The following is a 23,168-nucleotide window of genomic DNA, read 5'->3' as shown; positions in this document are numbered from 1 at the left end:
GGCGGGTTGAATATGCCATCATTGGAGCGTCAGCAAACCTTCGCCAGAAGTTCGGCATCCAGTTTAGGGAAGCAATTGCGCCGTCACGGGCATGCCGCTACGAGCTGGACATAAACGCACTCCCGACGGGAAGATAAGGACAAAAAAATGGCAGATAACGAGAGCAACGTAAGCGGTTTGGGATGGTTTCTTGCAGGGCTGGGTATCGGCGCCCTGGCCGGTGTTCTGTATGCACCGAAGAGCGGGAAAGAGACCCGCGAGGACTTGGCAGCGAGTGCGCGTGATGCGCGCGAAAAGGCCAACCAGTATGTCGATCAGGGCAAGGAGCAGGTTGGTCAGTATGCCGAAAAAGGCCGCGAGTACTACGAAAAGGGCCGTACCCAGTGGAGCGAGTACGTAGACAAGGGTAAGGACTACCTCCAGGAGCAGCAGGGTAAGGTTGCGGCTGCTGTGGATGCTGGCAAGCAGGCGTTTGGCAAGGCCACCGAGAACACGGGCGATCAGATCAGCGAAGCCGGACAACAGATTCAAAACTCGTAATCTGTTGAAGTAGACTTCTGGACGGGACCCAAGCAGGGTCCCGTCTTGCTTGACCAAAACTTTCTATTTAGAACTGAGGCGCTGTGATGCACTTGACGACAATAATGCCTGCTTTGCTCTTGCAGACCGACGGTATGACGGTGGGTGGGTTGACCCAGAGCCAAGTCACCGTGTTGATGATTTTTGCCGGCGCAGTCACGCTGGCCGTCGTCATTCAATGCGGCATTCTGATCAGCTTCGCGCTGGCGGGAGCCAAGGCGCGTAAAGAGATTCTGGGTTTGATCACGCAGATGCACGGTAAAGCGATGCCGCTGCTCTCCAGCGTGCAGGCTGTTGTAGATGAAACGAGCCCAAAGGTACGCAAGATCACTTCGAACGCCGTCGAAATCAGCGAGATTGCGCGTGCCAAGGCAGTTGAAATTGACGCCCTTTTGAGCGATCTGACCCGAAAGACGCAGAAGCAGGCCGCGCATGTGGATCAGATCACGACGGATGCTTTGAATGGAGCGCAGACGATTACACATTCCATCCAGCATGCCATTATGGCTCCCGTGAAGCAGTTTGTCGGTGCTGTAGCTGCGGTAAAGGCCGCTGTGGACAAGCTGAAAACGCGGGTTACGCCAAAGGCGAATCCGTACGTTGCCCGCTACGGCAGCAGGTACGACTCTCACGAAGGCGAAGAACGTATGGGTGAGGGCGAGGATTATCACGCTTAAGTAGTTTTGAATTCAGCCAAAAGGCCCATCCGGATCCGGATGGGCCTTTTGCTTTGTTGTTTTGTCTTGATGTCTATCGAAAGCTAATTGCTGCTGATCCAACCGCCGCCAACGACTTCATCGTCCTGGTAGAAGACGGCGGACTGGCCGGGCGTGACGGCACGCTGTGGCTCGTCGAATGTGAGGGTGATGGTGCCGTCTTCGTTGGGCGCGATGGTAGCGGGCGCAGGTTCATGGCGGTGGCGGATCTTTGCTTCAACGCGAAGCGGCGTTTCGAGAGTAGCAATCGAGATCCAGTTGAGGCGATCGATCCTTGCCGTACGGACGAAGAGATCATCGTCGGAACCTACGGTAACGTTGTGCGTGGTGGCATCGATGCCCAGGACGTAGAAGGGCGAAGCCGCGTGCGCATTGAGGTTCTGCTGCACGCCCTTGCGCTGGCCGACGGTAAAGTTGTGGATCCCGGTGTGGTGGCCGACGGTGTTTCCCGTGGTGTCGACGAGTTCGCCTGCGGTGTCGGGCATGGCCTGGTCCTGATCGTCGAGGTAGGCCGCGAGGAAAGCCTTGTAGTCGCCACCGGGTATGAAGCAGATCTCCTGCGAGTCGGGCTTGTGGGCGACGGCGAGGTCATGCTCTTCGGCCATGGCGCGGACAGCTGGCTTTTCCATGTGGCCGAGCGGAAAGAGCGTGCGAGCGAGCTGTGGCTGTGTGAGACCGAATAGAAAGTAGGTCTGGTCCTTACTGCGGTCGGTGGGTCGTTTGAGGATCCAGCGGTTTCGGGCCACGTCGAACTCGTTGCGGGCGTAGTGGCCGGTGGCGATCTTCTCCGCGCCAATCTGACGGGCGGTGAGGAGAAGCTGGTCGAACTTGAGGTGATTGTTGCAAAGGGTGCAGGGGATCGGTGTGCGCCCGGCGAGGTACTCGGCGACGAAGGGCTTGACGACGTCGGCTTCGAAGCGCTCCTGTTGGTTTACAACGTAATAGGGGATCTCAAGCTGCTCGGCCACACGGCGGGCGTCGTAGACGTCGTCGATGGAGCAGCAGCGGCCACGAACCTGCTCGGGCATGCCTTCGTGTCCGGCGAGGCGGCGCTGGTTCCAGAGCTGCAGGGTGAGACCGACGAGCGTGTGCCCCTGCGAGCGCAGAAGCGCGGCGACGGCGGAGGAGTCGACTCCTCCGGACATAGCAACGGCTATGGGGACTACCGCGATAGGCGCTTCGGCTATGGTCGAGTTTGGGGCTTCCAACTGCATTACCCCTATTTTCGCAGGTTTAGAGCGCCGTTGCGCGGAGGCGGGCGACCGTAGAGGTGATGATGGTCGCTGCCTGATCGATTTCAGCAGCGGTATTGAGGCAATTTAGGGAGAGCCGCAGGCTGGCTTTTGCTTCATCGTGCGTAAGTCTCATGGCGAGTAGCACATGCGACGGCTCCGTGCTTCCGGACTGGCAGGCGGAGCCAGCGGAGGTCGCGATCCCCTGCAGATCGAGGGCGATGACGAGGGCATCGGCGTCGATTCCGTCGAAACGAAGGTTGGTGGTGTTGGGAAGGCGCTCGGCAGTTCCGTTGACCTGGGTGCCGGGGATCTTCAGAAGGGCGTCTTCGAGGCGGTCGCGGAGGGTGGCGGTATCGTTCTTTAGCTGGACGAGTTGCGCGGCTTTGCCGAGGGCGACAATGCCGGGAACGTTTTCCGTGCCCGCGCGACGTTCGCGCTCGTGCGCTCCCCCATAGTGAAGAGGCTGGAGTGGGATGCCTTTGCGGACGTAGAGCGCGCCGATGCCCTGGGGGGCGTGCATCTTGTGGCCGCTGAGCGAGAGGAGGTCGCAGCCGAGGGCTTTGACGTCGATGGGGATCTTGCCGACAGCCTGAACCGCGTCCGTATGGAGAAGGGCACCGGCGGCGTGGGCGATCTCTGCGATGGCGGCGATTGGCTGCAGGATCCCGGTTTCGTTATTGCCGAGCATGACGCTGATGAGCTTTGTGTTGGGCTTGAGCGCTGCTTGGATGGACTCGGGCGTAATGAGGCCATCAGGAGTCGGAGGTACGATGGTGAGGTCGATGCCGCGCTTGGCCAGTTCTTCCGCAGCGTGGAGGACGGCGTGGTGCTCGATAGCGGTGGTGATGCAGTGGTCGCCTGCGCGAAGGGTGCCGAAGAGGGCGAGGTTATCGCTCTCGGTGCCGCCGGAGGTGAAGATGATTTCAGTTGCGCGGCAGCCGAGGAGGGCAGCGAGGTGCTGGCGGGCGTCGTCGATAGCGGAGCGGGCGTGCTGGCCGCTCTGGTGGATCGACGACGCGTTGCCAAAGGTCTCGAACCAGAAGGGACGCATGGCCTCCACGACCTCGGGGAGGACGGGCGTGGTGGCGTTGGCGTCGAGGTAGATGCGAGACATGCTGCTTTGATTGTAGGTGGCCGGGGCAAACCAGACGCGGAAGCTGGTTATGCGTTCGTTCCGCCGTCCACGGTCAGGTTTGTTCCGGTAATGTAGGAGGACTCCGGACCGGCGATGAAGGCTACCAATGCGGCGACTTCCTCTACACGACCGTAGCGATTAAGCGCCGTGGCCGCCTTCTGCGGTACAGCCCAATCGCCTGAAGCGGGATTTAGGTCCGTGTCGATCGGTCCCGGCTGGACGTTGTTGACCGTAATGCCTCGGCTCCCGACCTCTCTGGACAAGCCTTGCGCAAACATCTTGACGGCCCCTTTTGTGGCCGAGTAAGCCACAAGCCCCGGCGTCAGGACGCGCTCGCCCACACACGAACCGATCATAATGATGCGTCCGCCGTCCTTCATGTGCTTCAGAGCCGTCTTCGTCGCAATGAAGACGCCTCGCAGGTTGAGGTCGATCATGTGATCCATCTCTTCCAGAGACGTCTCCTCGAACGTCTTTGGAATGGCCGTGCCAGCGTTGTTCACCAGCACGTCCAGTCGACCAAACGTCGCAACAGTCTTCTCTACCGCGCTCTCGACGGCTTCGATGCTGGCGGCATCGGCCTGGATCGCAACTGCTTTTCCGCCAGCGAGTTCAATCGCCTGGACTACGGCGGAAGCCGAAGTGGCGTCCTTCGCGTACGTGATGGCGACACTCGCTCCATCTGCAGCCAGACGTTTCGCGATCGCTGCGCCGATACCCCTGGAACCGCCGGTTACGAGTGCCACTTTGTTGACTAACTTCGACATTAGAATCTCCTTTTAATACGCGAATGATCATCGTTCCAACCCGCAACTGCGGGCCCTATTCCTGCTTCCAGCGCATGGCCTTTGCTGGACAGATGAATATTCAGTAGGTGTGATGAAACGAAATCACTCGTCAGAAGAGAAAGTATTCGCGCTTCCCGCTTTTGAAAAATACTTTGAAGGCTGGGGAGTTATGCTTATCAGGCATGGAACTTAGGCATCTCAGATATTTCATCGCAGTCGCAGAGGCGGGAAGTCTCACGGTCGCTGCAGGCCAAAAACTGCACACGACCCAACCCTCTCTGAGTCGGCAGATCAACGATCTGGAGGCGGAGGTCGGGGCTCAGCTTCTTACACGCAGCGTACGTGGCGTAGAACTCACAGCGGCGGGGAGAGTTTTTCTTGACCATGCGCGCGTGGTGTTATCGCAGGTGGAGATCGCGGTGGAGTCAGCGCGCAGGTTGGCGGAACCTGCCAAGCCATACTTTGTGTTGGGATTTTTAACCGGGCACGAATCCACGTGGCTTCCCGAAGCGCTGCAGCTTCTGCGCGATGAGTTGCCGAAGATCCATGTTGTCGTCTCAAGCCAGGTCTCTCCCCAACTCGCGGTGGGTCTTTCAAACGGCAGCATCGACGCGGCTTTTCTTCGACGAGAAGACGGAACATCCGACCTGAACTTCCGCGTCCTTGCGAAGGAGCCCCTGGAGGTCTTTATGCCGAGCGATCATCGACTTACGGCATTGAAGTCAATCGACCCGCGTGAGATTGTGCGCGAAACATTCCTGAGCGTATCGGGCAAAGCTCTGAGCGGACTGGGCCGACCTCCAGCCTTGCGCAGGGTAATCGACGCGTATCTAAAGCAATGCAGGATCAAGATCAAACCCAGCCATGAGGTGGACAATCTGGCTGGGGTGATGTCCCTCATTACATCAACGCACGGTGTCGCTCTGTTGCCCACGTATGCGAAGAATCTGCTTCCCGGTTCGGTGACGAGCCGTCCACTCAAGGGCAAGCCGCCGACGATCGACTTATGCCTTGGCTATAAGAAAGACAACTCCTCGCCGGTGCTGCAGGTGCTGCTTTCGCGGTTCGACGAATTCGTCTCCCGCGTCTCAAGCAAGGCGCGCTAAAGAACTTGTTGCAGAGGTTGCAGGTTACGCGGAACGCAGATAAATTGGGTGCGAGAGTTGGAGCCGTGCAGGAGGGGACACTCCCGATGGAATCCGCATCAGTACTCATCGACGAGAAGATCAAGGCGCTCGGAGACTGGCGAGGGAAGATGCTCGCGAAGGTGCGCGAAGTCATCCACGCAGCGGATCCTGAGATCGTCGAAGAGTGGAAGTGGATGGGAACTCCCGTCTGGTCCCATGGCGGCATCGTTTGCACGGGAGAGACGTACAAGAAAGTCGTCAAGATGACCTTTGCCAAGGGAGCTTCGTTGAAGGACCCTTCCGGTCTATTCAACTCCAGCCTCGACGGAAAGGTCCGGCGCGCCATCGATATCCACGAAGGCGACAAGCTCCATGAGGCGGCCTTGAAGGATCTCATTCGCGCCGCAGTTGCGCTCAATCTCGAGAGCAAGAGCAAGCCGAAGGCGCGGCAGACGAGCAGCAAGTGAACTGATCAATGAGCCTCAGCAGCATCGCGATTTGGATGACATCTGTCTGCCAGAGGAGATGCTATGATCCCGTCGGGAGTCAGCCAATGGAACCGGCAAGACCGAAACTGCCCCTCGAAGCCATCGAACTCTACAACCAGTTCATCCATGGCGGTATGAGCCGTCGTGCTTTTATGAACGGCATACAGCGGTTAGCCGTTGGCGGTGTAGCCGCGTCCGCCATGGTCGAAGGCTTGATGCCCAACTATGCCCTGGGGCAGCAGGTCTCCCGCACCGACGATCGGATCAAGGCCACGTATGAGACCGTACCTTCGCCGAAGGGCAACGGAAGTATCAAGGGATATCTGGTGCGGCCTGTCAGTGCCGACACGCGGTCCGCTACATCGACGAAACTCCCGGGCATTCTTGTCGTGCATGAGAATCGCGGCCTGAACCCACATATCGAAGACATCGCGCGGCGTTTGGCTCTCGCGAACTTTATGGCATTTGCGCCGGATGGACTGACTTCGTTAGGAGGCTTTCCAGGCGACGACTACAAGGGCGGTCAGATGTTCGCCAAGATTGATCGTGCGAAGATGACCGAAGATATGGTGGCTTCCGCCGAGTGGCTGAAGGCGCGTCCCGATTGCACGGGAAAGATCGGTGTTATCGGCTTCTGCTATGGCGGCAGTATGGCCAATACGCTGGCAGTCCGGCTGGGCGCGGATCTGTCGGCTGCGGTTCCGTTCTATGGTGGCGCGCCTCCAGCATCCGATGTTCCAAAGATCAAAGCAGCGGTCCTTGTTCACCACGGGGAGCTCGACAAGGGCACGGCAGCGACGTGGCCTGCTTACGACCAGGCGTTGACGGCGGCAAATATTCCGCATGAAGGCTATATCTATCCGGGTGCAGTGCATGGCTTCAACTGCGATGCGACGCCGGAACGCTACAACAAGGCCGCGGCCGATCTCGCCTGGCAGCGTACCATCGATTGGTTCAATAAATACGTACGCGGTTGATCGATTTGTTCGCGCAGGCGGGGGATTTGTTCTGTTGCAGCTCCAGGACAAGTACGTATCTTCCCATTTACGATGGCGCATGCGACCTCCCTTTGCGATGAACACCTCTTGTCGAAATTTTTCCGCGCTTCTTTTCAGTCTGGGTCTTCTGCATGGGATGGCAAGCGCACAAGCCCTGAGCGCGAGTGAAACATGGTTACGCATTCAACATCGCTATGCGCCGTCGCCGCCCCCGGACACAGTCGATACGCTCAAGGCCGGAGATCCCTCTACGCCGGTGAAGGGAATTGCGACGACCTTCCTCGACACGATGGACGTCCTGCGGGAAGCGGTTCGTCGCGGGGATAACCTGATCATCAGCCACGAACCCACCTTCTACAACCACCGCGACGATACGGCGGCATTCGTCAACGATCCTGTGTACAAGGAGAAGCTCGCGTTTATCGAGCAGCACCATCTTGTGGTGTACCGCCTGCATGACGAGATCCATGCCGACCGTGCGGGAGATCACATTCTGACGGGTGTCTATCAGGCCTTGGGCTGGGAGCACTATCCGCATCCAGCCGGTCCGTTCGGCCAGTACTTCGTCACCATTCCGCAGACGACGCTGGGCCAGCTCGCCAGCGCGCTCGAGCTCAAATTACACATCCGCACGCTTCGCGTCGAAGGCGACCCGAGTCTTGCGATCTCGCATGTGGCTTTGCTGCCGGGCTCCTCGGGATTGTCGAGGCAGGTGCTCGCACTGAATCAGCCGCAGGTGGAACTGCTGATTGCAGGCGAGGCCAGCGAATGGGAGACAGTAGAGTATGTGCGCGATGCTGTGGCGCAAGGGCGTCCGAAGGCGCTCATCCTGCTTGGGCATGAGGTTTCAGAAGAACCGGGGATGGAACAGTGTGCGCAGGAGTTGCGCACACTGTTTCCGGGGATGCAGGTGGATCACATTCTGGCAGGGCAGCCGCTCTGGAATCCAGAACATCCGCCCAAGGGAAAGTAGAACGAGCTACTGCTTTCCGAAGGAGACCTTCATACCGCCGAAGACGGTCACCGGTGCTCCGGGTGAGAGGAAGGTTGTGTTGCGGATCGGGAATGCGGTATCTCCGTCCAATTGGATCGATGCAAATGGCCGAGGCGTGAAGTTGCCGTTGGCGTCGTAGGGCGTAGAGGCAAGCTGTCCGGCGGTGTAGTAATGACGGTTCAATAGGTTGTTGATCTGCGCGAAGAGTTCATAGTGCGCGTTGAACTTGTAGCGCGTGCCAAGGTTGACGACACCGTAGCCCGGGCTCTGCCCGGAGCCGAGGTAGTACACGCCATCGGGTTGGTGCTGGTTGTTCTCGTTACCCCGAACATACGAGGCACCGATGAGGTTGAAGTCTGCATTGACGGACAGCTTTCGCAGAGGATGATAGTCGGTATAGAGCTTCATCATGTGCTGCGGGACCTGGGGTATGCGATTGCCGGGAGAGATGGTGATGTTGCCTCCATCGGTCACGCCCGGACCACCGTCGAGCGCGTTGGTGTTGCTGCTGTTGCTTCCGCTGCCAATGATCTGCGAGCTCTGGTAGGTGGCATTCAGAAACGTGTATTCCGCGCCCGCATCGAGACGCCGCAGATGTGTTGACACGGCAGCCTCCACGCCCAGGCGACGGGTCTGGCCGAAGTTCTGGAAGTAACCGTAGCCGGTCTGTTGGGATGCGACGAAGAGCAGGTCGTCGTCGTTATTCGTATGAAAGAAGCCGAGGTTCCAGCGGATGTTGCCGTCCTGGTTGCCGCGCACGCCTGTTTCATAGGTGCGGCTGACGACCTGCTTCAGAGGTGGATCGCTGACGAGCGCGTTGGGCAAGCTGCAGGGGAAGTTGGGATCGGCGCAACCGAGTTCAGTGGAGGTGGGGGCACGGCTGCTTTCGCTGTAGTCGAAGTAGGCATGCAGAAGGCTCGATGCCTTGTAGACAACGCCTGCAGAGGGGTTGAAACGCTGGAAGGTGTTGATGGCGGTAAGTGTGCCTCGATAGGAGACCGGCGGCAGGCGGTCGAGATTGTTGATGTTGGTGTGGTTGTAGCGGCCAGCGGCGTTGAAGACCCACTTCCCCACGGAGAGAGTATCGCTGAGGAAGAAGCTGGGTGTATTCGTGCTGCCGTGCAGGTTCACACGGTTGTCCTGCGGTGCATCGTCTACCGAGGTAGATCCGTCGAGGAAGACCGGAATGCGCGTGACGGTGATACCGTCCGGATTCAGATAACCATACTGCGCGCTCTGCACGAAGGTCAGCGAGCCGTGGTCCCACGCGGAGCCGAAGGAAAATTGATTGTGGCTGGTGCGCCATGAGAGCACGCCCGAAAGGCCGTAGGCATGTTGCCGGTCCACGGTGTCGGTGTCGACGCCGGTGCATTTTTCACCGGGTTCATCCAGTTCCAACCCCTGCGCGATGCAGCGTAGAAAAGGGAATGGTGTGTTCACCGGTGTAATGCTTGCGGGGAAGGCAATTCCTGCTGCGGTCAGAGCAGCTTTGTCCGCGTTGCTCAACGTATAGAGCGACTGGTCGAAGGAGTCGTCGTTAATATCGCCGTTGGTCGTGTTGGTGCGCACGTGCCGCACGTAGGCGTTGCCGTTGAAGGTGAAGTTTTTGCTCAGCGCGTGCGTGGCATTGAAGGTGAGGAAGGGCGAGTGCTGCCATGTCCTATCTGGAATGCTGTACACGCTGGCGTAGCCGTGGTTCAGGCCGGTGGTGCGGGCGATGGCGCGGAAGTCCTGTGTGCCATTGCCGGTGAGGTCGTTGATCGAATAACCGCCAGAGAGTAAGAGGACCGTTCCTCCGTGGTTATAGCCAAGCTTGGCAAAGGACTGTCGCACGCTCGAAGGCGATTGCACGCGCCAGCCATCTTCGTGGAAGAGTGTCCCTGCGGCGTACCAGTTCAACCCGGCGTTATTACTGCCGCCGTACTCGGCGTCGACCGCGCGTCGACCGAAGCTGCCGCCGTATCCGCTGATGGAAAAACCACTGTTTGAGATACCGCTCTTCGTCTGCACGGCGATTGCGCCGCCCAGTGTGTTGAGACCGTAGACGGGATTCGATCCGGGGATCAACTCGACGGTGCTGATGGCGACCTTCGGAATCAGGTCCCACGCTACCACATCGCCAAAGGGCTGGTTCTGGCGAACGCCATCGAGATAGACGGAGAGGCCTGCGGGCGATCCGACCAGCGGTGAGGCCGTGTAACCGCGATAGTTCACATCCGGCTGGAAGGGGTTGTTCTGGTTCTCGTTGACGTAGACGCCGTTCAGTCGCCGCTTCATCGCGTCCGTCAGATCGATGGCGTTGGTGTCTTCCAATGTCTGCGCGGTCAGCGTCTGCACTGGCACAGGTACATCGGAGACGGGGATGTCGAGTGTGCCGATGGGAGTCGAGGCGATGACGTTGACTGTCGTAGACAGACCGCTCAGGACGAGTGTTACCTCGCGGCGGATGGGCGTCGCCGACTGCACCTGGAAGGTGATGGTCTGCGCATCGAAGCCGGCCTGAACGAACTGCAACTGATAGCGGCCAAAGGGAAGATCGGGCACGTTGAGAGAACCATCCGGAGCAATCTCAACACTGCGGCTGGAACCAGCAGCAGGTCCTGAAAGTGTGCCCTTTGCCTGCAACGGGCGACCGTCCGGGCCCTGGACGCGGATGCGAATTTCGCCGGTGCGGGCGGTCGCGGGAGTAACTACATTTTGCGACTCGGCGGTGTACTGCACTGGCAAGGTGAAGAGGAAAGACAACAAGGCAAGACGTAGATCCAGGTGCATTCTTTGTGGTCCTTTGTACGATGTCGCGCAGATGGCCCATGGCGGGATTCCCTGGAGTTGGGCGTCTGGAGATATATTCCGGAGGCCCCCGATCTGTTCAGATTTTTTTTGAGCAGATCGTGACAATGTCTCGAAGATCGCTATTGCATACTGAATTACGTCTTCATGTCCTCGTCCCCAGCCAATACGGCGGTTCACCTGCTCCTCCGCTCTTCGGCAAAGGAAAAGACGGACCGGAGCGTCCTGCTCCAGGAGGAGGTGCTCGACCTCTTCGATCTCATGCGGACACGGCTGCTCGGTTACGCCTTGAGTTTCGGTATCTCCCTTCAGGACGGCGAGGACATCGTGCAGGAGACGTTTCTCGCGCTCTTCCGGCACCTGTTGCAAGAGCGACCGCGCCAGAATCTTCAGGGCTGGCTTTTTCGAGTTGTTCATAACCTGGCTTTGAAGCGTCGCCAGAAAAATGCCGCCAGTGCCCTTCCTTTCGATTTTCCGGAAATCGAGAATAGCGATTTCGGCCTCAATCCGGAAGAACTGGTTCTCTTCAACGAAAGACACAGAAGGCTGCAGTCGGCGCTCGATGCTCTGCCTCAGGTAGACCAGTCCTGCCTGCGACTGCGCGCGGAAGGTTTGCGGTACCGCGAGATTTCGAAGATACTTGGCATCTCTCTCGGTTCCGTCTCCGCATCCCTCACACGCTCTCTGGCGCGATTGGAACGAGTAGAGAGGAGATAAGCCATGTCCGATCGGTTGCAGCATCTCTCTGACGCGGATCTTCTTCGGTTCCTTGACCTTGAACTTCCGCAGGCGGAAGCGGAGATGGCGCGCCGACATCTCGCGAGCTGCTCGGAATGCCATGAGCGTCAGGAAAGCATGGAGGGCACGCTCAGCGATTTGAACGGTCTCTGCAACTCCAAGTTTCTGGAGAAGATCTCTCCGTCGCTGGTTGCGCGTGCCCGGTTGCAACAGCAACTGAACGCTCAGGAAAAACCTGCTCGCTGGTGGCGCCGATCTCTTTCCGGGGGTCTGCTTCCTGCTTCCATGGCGGTTGCGACGCTCCTGATGGTGATTGGAGTTGCGGTCTATGGAGAGCGGAGATTGGCCAGGGACAAATCGACTGGATCGCAGGATGCCAAGTCCCAAAGCATACCGAACCGCCTTCTGACGCCGGGGGCGATCCGTCCCGTCACTCTTAGCGAGATCTGCTCCTCAACCGATGAGGATCTGGATCCCACGGTGCCTGCTTCGACGCAGAATGCTGTGCTGGAGGAGTACGGTGTTCCCCGTGGACGGGCAGGGAAAAACTACCAGATCGACTACCTCGTGAATCCCCAGCTGGGTGGCACCAACGATATCAAAAACCTTTGGCCCGAGCCTGAGCATGAGGGTGTTTGGAATGCACGCGCCAAGGACGAACTGGAGAAACATCTGCACCAGATGGTCTGCGATCGAACGGTCGACCTGACCGTAGCGCAGCGGGAGATCGCCACCGATTGGATTGCCGCCTACAGGAAGTACGTTCGTCGGCAGACGCCTGCATAAGAAGAAGGCAGTGCGTGGGTATCCTCTACCCACGCATCCGCGAACAGAACGAGCTCGTTGGCAGTCCCGTCTCTGGTTCAGAGACGGGATTTGTCGTAGAAAAGGGTCATTACACCAAACGTCAAAATCGTATGCTAAGCAATGGAGAATATTTTTGAACCAAACTGCGAATAGTTCCTCGCCTGTTGCCCTTGTGACCGGCTCCACTTCTGGCATCGGTGCTGCGATCGCCCGTCGATTGTCCAACGAGGGATATGCCGTAGTCCTGCACTCGCGCAGTTCAGCTGAAACGGGGCACGCGCTAGCCATTGAACTTGGAAAGGCTATTTACATTCAAGCTGATTTGGCTGACGATGCCGATAGAATCAGGCTCGTGAGGGAGGCTGTGTCTCGCTGGAACCGCCTCGATGTCCTTGTCAACAATGCCGGAATTAGCAGCGTTATTCCCCATACCGATCTTATGGCGGCTTTGCCCGCCGTGTGGCACGAGCTCTACGAAGTCAACGTGGTGGCCCCGTTTCGCCTTGTGGCGGAGGCCGAAACAGCTCTGAGAGATGCGGTCAGGCGCGGTCGACCGGCGTGCGTTGTCAATATCAGCTCACACGCTGGCGTCCGGCCCAAGGGCGCATCAATTCCTTACGCCGCGTCCAAAGCAGCGCTAAACCATGTCACCCGACTGCTCGCCCTATCGCTCGCCCCGGACATTAGGGTGAATGCCGTCGCTCCTGGCCTCGTGGACACGCCTCTGACAGAGGATTGGACGGCTGCCCAGCAGCTTTGGCGAGACCGTTCGCCTATGCGGCGGCCAGCCAGCCCGGCGGATATCGCCCAAATCGTCATGATGTTGATAGCCTCCGACTACCTAACTGGTGAAATTGTGGTCTCGGACGGAGCTATGGGTCTGACGTAGCGAAGCGATTAGCAGTGTTGCGGAAACAAACGTTTATGCAAGCCAACGTGCTTGGAACTAAATCCCAGCATATCGTGTTGCAAAAAGCTATTGCTATTGCTGCTCCATTGGCGACAGGTTTGCGCAACAGATCCTTAGCGTACGATTTTTGACGTTTGGTGTAGTGACCCTTAGAAGCGGTTTATCGATCCGAACCAAACGACTTGCGTACGGTGACGAAGAACGATCGCGGCACGCCGACGAATCCACCCGCACCGTTTGCGGCGACGAAGTAACGCGTGTCCGTAAGATTTCTGAAGCCCAGCGAAGCATTCCACCGATGCGCTGTGTACGAGAGCACGCTGTCGAGCGTGGTGTAGTCGGGGACGAATTTCGTGTTGAGGATGTCGCCGAACATGCGGTCTCGATTGGTCAATCCACCACCAAGATTGAGTCCATGAATGCGAGGGAGCTTCACGTCATAAGTCGTCCACAGGTTGAAGATATGTTGCGGCACACCGACGGGGCGTTTGCCCGTTGCCGCCGTGTTGGAAGGATTGTCCGTCAGCCACGTGTGCTGGCCGGTGCCGTTGGCTGAGATCTTCCAGCGGCGTGTGATGAGGAGCTGCACGTTGGCTTCTCCGCCATTCGTCTTCTGATCGTTGAAGACGGGGACATCGCCGACAAGGGTGAAGACATTGTTGCGCTTGACGTCGAAGGCTGCCCCGGTGACGACGACGCGATTGTTGAACGCGGAGAGCTTGAGGCCGGCTTCGTACTGCAGACCGTTCTCCGGTGCCTGCACGCCATTCTGCGTGGCCTCGGAGGTGAAGTTAACGAGGTTGCTGCGCGCAACTCCAAAGAAGGGCGAGACGTTGCCGAAGAGCCTGTACGTTGCGCCCGCGTTCCAGCTGAACGGAGAATCGTCGCGGCTGAATTGCGCGGGCGGCTCGATGAGTGTGGTTCCGGTGAAGATACGGCCCGGCACGAAGACCTTTGGCGTCAACGTCGTGTCCCACCAGTCCTGACGTCCGCCGACGCGGACCTTCAGGCGCTGCGTGACGTCGATCTGATCTGTAGCGTAAAGGCCAAAGTAGTTGGCAGAGAGATTGTCGTGGAAGCCGGAGTGCTTCGCATCCTGCAGGAAGACGAGGCCAGCGGTTGAGGTCTCGGGAACGACGGGATGGAAGATATCGGTAATGTTCGGAAGATCGGCGGTCGCGCGGTTATCATCGATGCTCTGGTGCTGCGCCTCGAAGCCGGTGAGCAGCGTATGGCGAATTCTTCCGGTGTGGAAGATCCAGACGGCCTCTGCCTCGTAGTCGAAGTCATTCAAGACATCGTGCTGCTTGCGGAGCTGGCGTCCGCTGAAGACGGTGCCGGTGATGGTACCGCCGTCTCCGTTCCGCAGGATGGAGAGGTTGCGATACATGTACGAGAAACGATTGGTCACAGTGAGCGATGAACTGACAGGCCATACATCGGAGAGCGTGGAACGGGCCAGGCTCTGGTCGCCAAGGCTGAAGGGTGTCGAGTATTTCGCAGTGCGCGAGACGCTGGCGATGGGGGTTGCGCCGAGGTAGATCAGGCCAGCGGGGTCGGGCGTGGCCTGCAGGCTGCGGCCATCGCCGACGAAGGTGAGGAAGTGATGCCCAACGTTCCAACTGAGGACAGGACGAAGCTCGTAGTCGGCGCTTTCAAGGGCGCGGAATCCGTTCTCATGCTGCGCGAGGCCATCGATGCGGTAGTTGAGGCCGTGAATGCGCGTGGCTCCGGTGAGGAAGGCGCTTCCGGAATAGAGATCGAACGAACCAGCCTGAAACGTTCCACCGTAGTGAAGAGCAGGGGACGGCATGAAGTGCACCATGTTGATAGTGCCGCCCGGAGGTCCGCTGCCGAAGAGCGAGGAGCCAGGGCCTTCGAGGACTTCAATGCGCTCGACGCCGTTGAGCGAATGCGGAATACCGTTGCGCTCGTCTCCATCGGAGAATCCGTCGTTGTAGATGCGCGCCTCCAGACCGCGGATCTGGAAGCGGTCACCGAAGCCAAAGCCGTCGGACCCGCCCTGCACGACGCCGCTGGAGTTGCGAATGGTGTCCTTGAGCGAGAGGTCGCCCTGTGCGTTGGCCAGTTCGCGGCCGATGATCTGAATGCTGAGGGGCATCTCCTCCAGCCGTGTGTTGGTCTTCCCGACGGCGGCGGTCTGTTGGAGGGCCACACCCTCGCCCTGCACGGTAACGGACTGGGATGCGGACTCCAACTGCAGCTTGATATCGAGCGTGCGCGGCTGGTTCGTGACGGTGAGCGGGATCTGCCGGAGACCGAAACCTGTGGCGGTAATGGTCACGGTGTACGTGGCAGGCGGCACGGTAGTGAAGCTGTAGACGCCAGTTGAGCCGGAAGAGGTACGAAGTATCCCCTGGGTCTGGCTATTGCTCAGCGTGACATTTGCGTTGACTACGACCGCTCCGGAAGGATCGATGATCTGGCCCGTAAGGGCTGGCTCCTGGGCAACAACCTGATGCGCTCCACATGAGAGAGCGAACAGGAAAAGAAAGGCAATCTTTTTTACGAATGATGTAAACACGAATTTCTATCCTCATATCGCAGATATACGACTAAAGTAGTCTGTATTAATTGCGACTAGTGAAGTCTGATATGAGGAGGAGGGAGATTTGTCAGCAGAATGTCACTGAGATGTCATGGTTTGGTTAAGTACAACACACGGAGGAGTAGATCCTGCCTGACCACTATGAACGTGCAGGATCTTCTCCTCGAAGCTGTGCTTCAAGCTGAGTGAGGAAATCCTGCACATAAGGGAATCTTGCGCGACACAACCTGATTCCTTCTTCTGTCTGCAGGTGTTCCGAGGCTACAGCGATCTTCCCTCGATACCATGTGATTGCTTCTTGAAGAGGAAGACCCATCTGGCCGTAGAGTGCGAAAACGCGCGCGATCCCAACGGCCCCAAGTCCGTCAAGCTTATCGGCGTCGAACAGGATTCTTGCTTCCTGCGACGTGAACTGAGAGCTTTGCATGTTCTCCGTCGAATGTTCCGAGATGATCTGCACGACGCGGTCAATCCGCGCTTCAGGACACCCTTCGGTTCTTAGAATTTCGATGGCCGTACCCATGCTCAAGCGGACATGTTCCGTCTTTTTGCCCACGGGCTGGTTGACATCGTGCAGAAGGGTGGCTAATTCAAGGAGCTCCTCATCGATTCCGCTTTGTGTCGCTGCGATTCTGCGAGCGTTGGCAAGCACTCGATCGAGATGATCGATGCGATGTGCGACCGATTGCCCAGGAATCTCTAAATGCCAGAGCACATGGTTTCGAACACGGGATACTAAGGTGTGCATATTCCTCTTGGGTTGCCGAATGATTTCGCCGCCTCTACAGCTAGACCTGGGCATGTCCGCCATCCACAGGAATATCGGCTCCGATGATGAATGCGCCGTCTGAGGAAGCGAGAAATACTGCAGCTTTTGCAATTTCATCCGGGTCGGCGAGCACGCCGGTCAGCGTCTGCAAAGCAGCTAACGTCTTGAACGGTTCAACCTGGTCTTCACGCAAACCTTTGCCGTAGAGTGGCGTCTCGGTGGGTCCGGGCGTCAGGACATTTGTCCGGATTCTTCGATGCTGAAGTTCCACGGACCAGCACCTCGCGAAACCTCGAAGTGCCGCCTTGCTGGCGATATAGACGCTCAATCCTGCAAAACCCATCGTTGCTGTGGAAGCCCCGCAGAGGATGATCGAACTCCCGTCAGGCATCAGGGGAATAGCTTTCTGAACAGTAAAGAAGAGACCGCGTACGTTCACATTGAACATCAAATCGAAGGAGCTTTCTGAGACCTCCTCTAACGGAATGAAAACCCCGATGCCCGCGTTTGCAAAGACAATGTCTACGCGTCCTTGTTCGCGACGTATTTGTTCATACAGGCGATCCAGATCCGCGTTGATGGTGACGTCACCTTGTACTGCGGTAGCGTTTTTCCCGAGTGACTCGATCGCGAGGTCGAGCTGCTTCTGACGCCGTCCGGTGATATAGACGTGTGCACCTTCTTCGACATAGCGCTTCGCCGTTGCGAGTCCAATCCCGCTATTTCCACCCGTGATGACCGCGATCTTACCTTCTAATTTATTCATACGTCTCCGATAAGAGTGGCTTATAGAAACAACACCCAGGATCGCAATTTATTTCAGACGGGTATTTGAACGAAAGCACGCCAAAGTGTGGGAACTTCGGCAGCCGTGGCCACAGCTGCTGGAAGCCGATGCCGAGGAGCTTGCAGAAGCATTATTTCGATGTGGCTCTGCGCTTACCAGCAACGCTTCCATTGTGCGCGCTATGTAAGTACTCATTCTTTCCCGATCGAACTGCCAAGAATGTGGCCTTGCTGACAGTTGGATTTAGCGGGATTCTACGGGAATGTAGGGTGCTGGGTAGGCGGGGCCGGTGTAGTCGGCGCGGGGGCGGATCAGGCGGTTGTCGTCGTGTTGTTCGATGACGTGCGCGGCCCAGCCTGAGATACGGCTTACAGCGAAGATCGGGGTGAAGAGATCGATGTCGATGCCGAGCGTGGTGTAGGTGCTGGCGGAGTAGAAGTCGACGTTGGCGTTGAGCTTCTTCTGTTCCTTGACGTAGAGCTCGATCTTGCGCGACATCTCGAACCACTTCGGATTGCCCGCGGCCTTGCCGAGAGATTCCGACATGCGGCGGAGATGGGTGGCGCGGGGATCTTCGGTCTTGTAGACGCGATGGCCGAAACCGGAGACCTTCACCTTCTTTGCGAGGAGATCGGCCACGTATTCGACGGGATCCGCACCGGCCTTGTCGATGGCGAAGAGAAGCCGCATGACGGCTTCGTTCGCACCGCCATGGAGCGGTCCTTTGAGAGCGCCGATGGCGCCGGTGACGGCGGAGTGGATGTCGGCGAGGGTGGCGGCGATGACGCGCGCTGCGAAGGTAGAGGCGTTCAGTTCGTGGTCTGCGTGGAGAATGAGCGCGGTATCGAAGGCCTGGACGGCGGTTTCGATGGGCTTGGTGCCGGTGAGCATCCAGAGGAAGTTGCCCGCGTGGGTAAGGGTCTTGTCTGCCTCGACGACAGGAAGACCCTTGCGAATTCGGTCGAAGAGCGCGACCAGCATGGCAACCTGCGAGGTCAGGCGTGTGGCTTTGCGGACGTTCGCGTCATGCGAGCTGTCGGCGTCATCCGCGTCGTAGATCGAAAGAAAGCTGACCGAGGTGCGCAGGACCTCCATAGGCGTTGCCGTGGTGGGCAGGCTGCGAAGGAAGTCGATGACCTTGGGGTCGAGATGCCGGGCTTCCGCGAGTTGTTTGGAGAACTCCGCGAGCTGGGTCGCGGTGGGAAGCATTCCGAACCAGAGAAGGTAGGTGGTCTCTTCGAAGGTGGACTTTGCCGCAAGCTCATGAATATCAATGCCCCGGTAGGAAAGAACGCCGGCATCACCGTCGATCCAGCAGATGGAAGACGTGGTTGCGACGATACCTTCGAGACCTCGGGTTGCTACTGCGGTAGACATTCGGTGATCTTTCTCCAAATCCGGTAAAGCTGGAAGTACATTCGGTTATAGCTCAGCGTTTGTGCGGTTGTCACGACGGCTGCGCGAATATCGGTGCGGCCTACGGCGTAAATCGCCCCGGAGAGAAGGCTTGAAGGTCTATCGGCGGTATTCCGCCGAGGATCAGTTCGGCCATTATCTCCGCCGTGGCGGGAGCCAGAAGGATGCCGTTCCGGAAGTGGCCGGTGGCGATAAAGCGGTCGGGCAAGAGTTCGCCAAGGACTGGAAGCCCGTCTGCGGAGCGCGGGCGAAGGCCTGCCCAGGCCTCCACCTGCGGAGCGTACGCGATGGAGGGAAGGATCTCCGCGGCGCGTTTGCGGAGGCGCAAAAGCTCCTCTTCGTCCGTGGAGGTGTTGAAACCCGCGTCTTCTACCGTGGCCCCAATGAGGGCCGTACCGTCGAGGCGCGGCACGATATAAAGGAACGGCGTGCGGAGGACGAAGTTGCCGAGATCTTCGCGGTGAAGCTCGCCGCGCTGGAGAAGGACCCGGAGCATTTGGCCCTTGGCTGGCTGGATGAGGGGGCGTGACCACGCGCCGGTGCAGTCGACGGTGATCTTCGCGGCTGCGACCTTCGCATCGTTCGCTTCGGTTTCAATGGCGATACTTTTATTTCGCACCGCCTGGAGCAGGGCCGCATGGAGATGACGTGGATTGAGGGAGTCTTCCTTGAGAAAACTCGCGGACCCGTCGTGGGCGTACTGCTGGGTGTAATGGGTCTGGATCGGTACGGTCAGGCCGCTCGCTTCTTCCGTGCGTTCGAGAAAGTCCGGATAGAGGGAAAGGCTGTACTGGGAGAGCTCACGGAGGGTGGCTGGATTTTCCGGGTCATTGGCTGCGAGCATTCCCGCGGCGGCGGTACTGGCGATGCCGGGCTTGTGTGCGTCAATGACGGTGACAGGGGCCCCGCGACGATGAAGTTCGAGCGCGAGGGAGAGACCGATGATGCCTGCTCCTGAGATCGCGATATCGGCTTTGTGCATTTGCTTATTGTAAAGAGAGTGGGGGAGCAGGCATCCGGGCGGCGTCTGCGCTTATGATTTGCGTGTAGGTTCAACGAAAGATCAGCGGGAGGCGGTTTGAGCGATTTGGAAAATGGGCAGAGAACGGCGTCGAATGCATTTCTGGCTTTGACGATCGGTGCTCTGGTACTTGCGATTGGCGGTCTGGTCTGGTCGTATACCTTGCAGAACCACCTGAGTGAAGCGGACAAGCAGCTTGCCGCCGCACAGGCGCAGAATACGGCCCTGCAGCAGAAACTGAATGCGACAGATGCGCGGTTGCGGGCGACGACGGAGACCTTTGGCCAGAGCCTGGGCGTGACCCAGAAGCAACTGGAGCTGCGAGGCGAAGCGATCCTGGCGCGGCAGCAGGCCGACACGAAGCGTCTGGAGCAGACGCAGCAGGCGACGCAGGAGAAGATCGGGCAGGTGTCGACCGAGGTCTCTTCCGTGAAGACCGACGTGGGTGGCGTGAAGACGGACGTTGCCACGACGAAGACAGATCTGGAAGCGACGAAGACCCAGCTTCAGCGGACGATGGGCGATGCGGGCGTAATGAGCGGTTTGATCGCACGCAATCACGATGAGCTTGAGGTGCTGAAGCATCGCGGCGATCGCAACTACGCAGAGTTCACGCTGCACAAAGGCGACAAGCCCGTGGTGCTGGCGACGGTCAAGCTGCAGTTGAAGAAGGCTGACCAGAAACACGGCAAGTACACGATGAATGTGATGTCCGACGACCGCACGATCGAGAAGAAGGACAAGAGCATGATGGAACCGGTGCAGTTTTATACGGGCAAGGATCCTGTGCTTTACGAGATCGTGGTGAACAACGTGGACAAGAATACGGTGTCCGGATATTTGTCTACGCCGAAGGGCCAGTAGCGTTTTCTTGTGAGCGGAGGAAACAGCAGATTCCTCCGCTTTGCTCAGAATGACAAATTCGGCTATTTGGGGAACAGCGTTGTGATGGTGCTGTTGTGATAGAAGTCGATGTGAAGTGTGGAGGCCTGGCGAGTTTGCCAGGCCTTTTCGTCGACGGGATACTGCAGCAGAATGTAGCCGCTGGCTGAGGCGCCGGGGGCGATGGTGGTTTCGCGACGCAGGGGCTTGCCTGCCTGGTCGAGCAGGATCTTCAGCTTGGGATAGGAAGCGAGAATGACGGCGATGTCGCGTGGCTCGGCGGCGCTGCTGTGTAGCTCCGCGCCTTCCGGTGGGGTGAGGTCGGCGTAAAGGTCTTTGAGGAAGAGTGGCGCGCGGAAACGATTGTCCACGGTTACTTGTGCGATGAGATAGATGACATCTTCTGAGCGGTCTTCAATTTCTTCGCCCATCTGGTGTTTGAAGACGGTGTGGATGGGGAGCGTCTGCACGCTGGTGATGCGGGCTTCGGCGAAGGGGTGATTTTCGTGATGGAAGAAGTAGAAGAAACCTGCGGCGAAGAGGGCGACGAGAACGAGGGCAGAGATGAGGATGGTTTTGGTGCTGCTGGAACGGGGCTCGGGCTGGAAGAAGTCTGCCATGTGTTGATTGTAGTGGGGTGGGAGTTTTGTCCTCGGTCGGTGATGATTATGGCCGAGGACGGAGGGCGGCGAGGAAGGCGTCGGCTTCGAGGGTGTTAAGAACGTCCGAGGGCGAGAGCCAGGCGCGCCGGAGCTGGGTGATGCCGAAGCGCATCTTATCGAGCTCGTCGGTGGAGTGTGCGTCGGTGTTGACGGAGATGCGACAGCCGAGTTCCTTCGCGAGACGGAGGTTGCGGTCGTTCAGATCGGCGCGTGCAGGCGAAGCGTTGTGCTCTACCGCCACGCCCAGTGCGGAAGCCTTGCGGAGAACCTTGTCGAGGTCGAAGGCATAGGGCTCACGGCGCAGGAGAATGCGCCCCGTAGGATGGCCGAGGATGCGGAGATACGGGTTCCCAAGGGCGCGGAGGATGCGTTCCGTTTGCTGCTCTGCGGGGAGACCAAAATGCGAGTGGATCGACGCGACGACCACGTCCATCTCCGCGAGTGTGCTGTCTTCGAGGTCGAGCGAGCCGTCGAGAAGAATATCGACTTCGATGCCGGGGAAGACGCGGATGCGGCCGTTCATCTCTTGATCGACGGCGCGAATCTGGCGGACGTGTTCGAGGGCACGCGCATCGTCCAGACCGTTGGTCATGGCGAGATTCTTGGAGTGGTCGGTGATGGCGATGTAGCCATAGCCACGAGCCAGCGCGGCCTCCGCCATGGCGAGGATGGTGTCGGCTCCATCGGTGGCGGTCGTGTGCATGTGAACGTCGCCACGAATGTCTGCGCGGGTGATGAGCGCGGGCAGGGTATACGTTGCGGCGGCTTCGATTTCGCCGCAGTTTTCGCGGAGTTCAGGAGCAATGTAATCAAGGCCGAGCGCGGCGTAGACATCGGCTTCTGTTGCACCGGCGACGATGGCGTTATCGTCGAGGCGTGCGAGCCCGTATTCGCTCAAGGTGAAGCCCTGCTTGATCGCGCGCTGGCGCAGCGAGACATTGTGCATCTTGGAACCGGTGAAGTATTGCAGCGCTGCGCCGTAGGTTGCGCGCGGGAGCAGGCGGACGTCGACCTGCAGGTTGTTACGCATGAGGAAGCTGACTTTGTTCTGTCCCTTGGCGATGACCTGCGAGATAAGCGGAAGACCAGCGACGTGTTCCACGGCGGCGGAGACGATATCGGGTTCGCAGGCAGGGCCAGTGACCAGCAGATCAAGGTCGCCGACGGTTTCGCGACCGCGACGGAGCGAGCCTGCCGGGGTAACGGTGTCAATGCCGGGAAACTCTAAGATCAACGCGGCGATCCGCGCGGCGGTCTCGTCGGCGTCATCGATGCGGAAACGACCGGAGTTCTTGCGATAATCCTCGATGCCCTTGGCGATCTTGTCGATGAGCTTCTGTCCGAAGCGTGGCAGCTTGGCGAGATGGCCTGCTTTGGCCGCTGCTTCCAGGGCGTCGATGTCGGAGATTTCGAGCGCACTCCAGAGAAGAGCTACGGTTTTTGGGCCCATGCCAGGGAGGCGGAGGAGGTCGAGCATGGTGGGGCGATATTTTGTGAGGAGCTCGTCGCGAAGCGGCATGGAGCCGGTAGCGACGAGGTCGCGTACGTTGGCCGCCATACCTTTGCCGATGCCGGGGATAGCGAGGAGAGCTTTCGGATCCTGCGCGATCTCGGCAAGCTGCTGCGTCTGCTGTTCGACGGCTTCAGCAGCGCGGCGATAGGAGCGGATGCGAAAAGGATCGGCGGCGTCGATCTCAAGAAGGGCCGCGGTTTCGTCGAGCAGGCGTGCAATGGTGACATTGTCCATGGGGAGGACA

At 58.7% G+C, this 23,168-nt stretch carries 21 protein-coding genes; 10 read left to right on the top strand and 11 right to left on the bottom strand.

Annotation, left to right across the window (positions count from 1 at the left end; translation table 11 throughout):
• Nucleotides 1-147 precede the first annotated feature (147 nt).
• Complete coding sequence (locus ACIPR4_RS14965) at nt 148-540, top strand: YtxH domain-containing protein (protein ID WP_013569500.1); 393 nt, start codon at nt 148-150, stop codon at nt 538-540.
• 104 nt (nt 541-644) lie between these two features.
• Complete coding sequence (locus tag ACIPR4_RS14960; RefSeq protein WP_041586123.1) at nt 645-1,256, top strand: methyl-accepting chemotaxis domain-containing protein; 612 nt, start codon at nt 645-647, stop codon at nt 1,254-1,256.
• Between the two features lie 83 nt (nt 1,257-1,339).
• Here the strand turns inward: ACIPR4_RS14960 and mnmA are convergent, their stop codons facing one another.
• The 3 genes from mnmA to ACIPR4_RS14945 are packed head-to-tail and all read right to left on the bottom strand — an operon-like array spanning nt 1,340 to nt 4,432.
• A complete protein-coding gene (mnmA, locus tag ACIPR4_RS14955) occupies nt 1,340-2,509 on the bottom strand; it encodes a tRNA 2-thiouridine(34) synthase MnmA (RefSeq protein ID WP_013569498.1) in 1,170 nt (389 codons plus the stop codon).
• Between the two features lie 19 nt (nt 2,510-2,528).
• Nucleotides 2,529-3,644, bottom strand: a complete 1,116-nt coding sequence (locus ACIPR4_RS14950; RefSeq protein ID WP_013569497.1) for a cysteine desulfurase family protein — start codon at nt 3,642-3,644, stop codon at nt 2,529-2,531.
• 47 nt (nt 3,645-3,691) lie between these two features.
• On the bottom strand, nt 3,692-4,432 hold the full coding sequence (locus ACIPR4_RS14945; RefSeq protein WP_013569496.1) for an SDR family NAD(P)-dependent oxidoreductase: 741 nt from the start codon (nt 4,430-4,432) through the stop codon (nt 3,692-3,694).
• 203 nt (nt 4,433-4,635) lie between these two features.
• On the opposite strand from ACIPR4_RS14945, the gene ACIPR4_RS14940 reads away from it, so the two are divergent.
• The 4 genes from ACIPR4_RS14940 to ACIPR4_RS14925 all read left to right on the top strand — a co-directional run bounded on the left by ACIPR4_RS14940 (nt 4,636) and on the right by ACIPR4_RS14925 (nt 8,039).
• Nucleotides 4,636-5,559 carry a LysR family transcriptional regulator gene (locus tag ACIPR4_RS14940; protein WP_013569495.1) on the top strand — a complete coding sequence of 308 codons (924 nt, stop codon included), beginning with the start codon at nt 4,636-4,638 and terminating at the stop codon, nt 5,557-5,559.
• A gap of 86 nt (nt 5,560-5,645) precedes the next feature.
• Nucleotides 5,646-6,047 carry a DUF1801 domain-containing protein gene (locus tag ACIPR4_RS14935; RefSeq protein ID WP_049780956.1) on the top strand — a complete coding sequence of 134 codons (402 nt, stop codon included), beginning with the start codon at nt 5,646-5,648 and terminating at the stop codon, nt 6,045-6,047.
• An 86-nt stretch (nt 6,048-6,133) separates the two neighbouring features.
• Nucleotides 6,134-7,045, top strand: coding sequence for a dienelactone hydrolase family protein (locus ACIPR4_RS14930; protein ID WP_013569493.1), 912 nt, complete (start codon nt 6,134-6,136; stop codon nt 7,043-7,045).
• 157 nt (nt 7,046-7,202) lie between these two features.
• Complete coding sequence (locus ACIPR4_RS14925; RefSeq protein ID WP_187290193.1) at nt 7,203-8,039, top strand: Nif3-like dinuclear metal center hexameric protein; 837 nt, start codon at nt 7,203-7,205, stop codon at nt 8,037-8,039.
• A 6-nt stretch (nt 8,040-8,045) separates the two neighbouring features.
• Here ACIPR4_RS14925 and ACIPR4_RS14920 read toward each other — a convergent pair whose 3' ends face one another.
• Nucleotides 8,046-10,832 (bottom strand): TonB-dependent receptor, encoded by a 2,787-nt coding sequence (locus tag ACIPR4_RS14920; protein ID WP_013569491.1) that lies wholly within the window; start codon nt 10,830-10,832, stop codon nt 8,046-8,048.
• 165 nt (nt 10,833-10,997) lie between these two features.
• Between ACIPR4_RS14920 and ACIPR4_RS14915 the strand changes: the two genes are divergently transcribed.
• From ACIPR4_RS14915 to ACIPR4_RS14905, 3 genes are all read left to right on the top strand, one after another.
• Nucleotides 10,998-11,567 (top strand): RNA polymerase sigma factor, encoded by a 570-nt coding sequence (locus ACIPR4_RS14915; protein WP_013569490.1) that lies wholly within the window; start codon nt 10,998-11,000, stop codon nt 11,565-11,567.
• 3 nt (nt 11,568-11,570) lie between these two features.
• Complete coding sequence (locus ACIPR4_RS21800) at nt 11,571-12,374, top strand: anti-sigma factor family protein (RefSeq protein WP_049780955.1); 804 nt, start codon at nt 11,571-11,573, stop codon at nt 12,372-12,374.
• Nucleotides 12,375-12,528: 154 nt separating this feature from the next.
• Nucleotides 12,529-13,284: an SDR family NAD(P)-dependent oxidoreductase gene (locus tag ACIPR4_RS14905; protein ID WP_013569488.1), complete on the top strand. Its 756-nt coding sequence runs from the start codon at nt 12,529-12,531 to the stop codon at nt 13,282-13,284.
• Between the two features lie 181 nt (nt 13,285-13,465).
• On the opposite strand, the gene ACIPR4_RS14900 is transcribed toward ACIPR4_RS14905, so the two are convergent.
• The 5 genes from ACIPR4_RS14900 to ACIPR4_RS14880 all read right to left on the bottom strand — a co-directional run bounded on the left by ACIPR4_RS14900 (nt 13,466) and on the right by ACIPR4_RS14880 (nt 19,828).
• Nucleotides 13,466-15,850 carry a TonB-dependent receptor gene (locus ACIPR4_RS14900; protein ID WP_013569487.1) on the bottom strand — a complete coding sequence of 795 codons (2,385 nt, stop codon included), beginning with the start codon at nt 15,848-15,850 and terminating at the stop codon, nt 13,466-13,468.
• 163 nt (nt 15,851-16,013) lie between these two features.
• Nucleotides 16,014-16,622 (bottom strand): HD domain-containing protein, encoded by a 609-nt coding sequence (locus tag ACIPR4_RS14895; protein WP_041586121.1) that lies wholly within the window; start codon nt 16,620-16,622, stop codon nt 16,014-16,016.
• Nucleotides 16,623-16,662: 40 nt separating this feature from the next.
• On the bottom strand, nt 16,663-17,409 hold the full coding sequence (locus ACIPR4_RS14890) for an SDR family oxidoreductase (RefSeq protein ID WP_013569485.1): 747 nt from the start codon (nt 17,407-17,409) through the stop codon (nt 16,663-16,665).
• Nucleotides 17,410-17,673: 264 nt separating this feature from the next.
• On the bottom strand, nt 17,674-18,807 hold the full coding sequence (locus ACIPR4_RS14885; protein WP_013569484.1) for a citrate synthase: 1,134 nt from the start codon (nt 18,805-18,807) through the stop codon (nt 17,674-17,676).
• Nucleotides 18,808-18,907: 100 nt separating this feature from the next.
• Nucleotides 18,908-19,828 carry an NAD(P)/FAD-dependent oxidoreductase gene (locus tag ACIPR4_RS14880; protein ID WP_013569483.1) on the bottom strand — a complete coding sequence of 307 codons (921 nt, stop codon included), beginning with the start codon at nt 19,826-19,828 and terminating at the stop codon, nt 18,908-18,910.
• 96 nt (nt 19,829-19,924) lie between these two features.
• Here ACIPR4_RS14880 and ACIPR4_RS14875 point away from each other — a divergent pair, with 96 nt between their 5' ends.
• Nucleotides 19,925-20,731, top strand: coding sequence for a hypothetical protein (locus ACIPR4_RS14875; RefSeq protein WP_013569482.1), 807 nt, complete (start codon nt 19,925-19,927; stop codon nt 20,729-20,731).
• Between the two features lie 62 nt (nt 20,732-20,793).
• Here ACIPR4_RS14875 and ACIPR4_RS14870 read toward each other — a convergent pair whose 3' ends face one another.
• Nucleotides 20,794-21,369: a hypothetical protein gene (locus ACIPR4_RS14870; protein ID WP_013569481.1), complete on the bottom strand. Its 576-nt coding sequence runs from the start codon at nt 21,367-21,369 to the stop codon at nt 20,794-20,796.
• A gap of 46 nt (nt 21,370-21,415) precedes the next feature.
• The gene (polX, locus tag ACIPR4_RS14865; RefSeq protein WP_013569480.1) at nt 21,416-23,158 is read right to left on the bottom strand and encodes a DNA polymerase/3'-5' exonuclease PolX; all 1,743 of its coding nucleotides are present in this window, start codon (nt 23,156-23,158) and stop codon (nt 21,416-21,418) included.
• Nucleotides 23,159-23,168 lie beyond the last annotated feature (10 nt).

The organism is Terriglobus saanensis SP1PR4, assembly GCF_000179915.2.
Taxonomy (GTDB): Bacteria; Acidobacteriota; Terriglobia; order Terriglobales; family Acidobacteriaceae; genus Terriglobus; species Terriglobus saanensis.
Note: the sequence above shows the minus strand (reverse complement) of the source record. Positions and strands in the feature narration are given on the sequence as shown.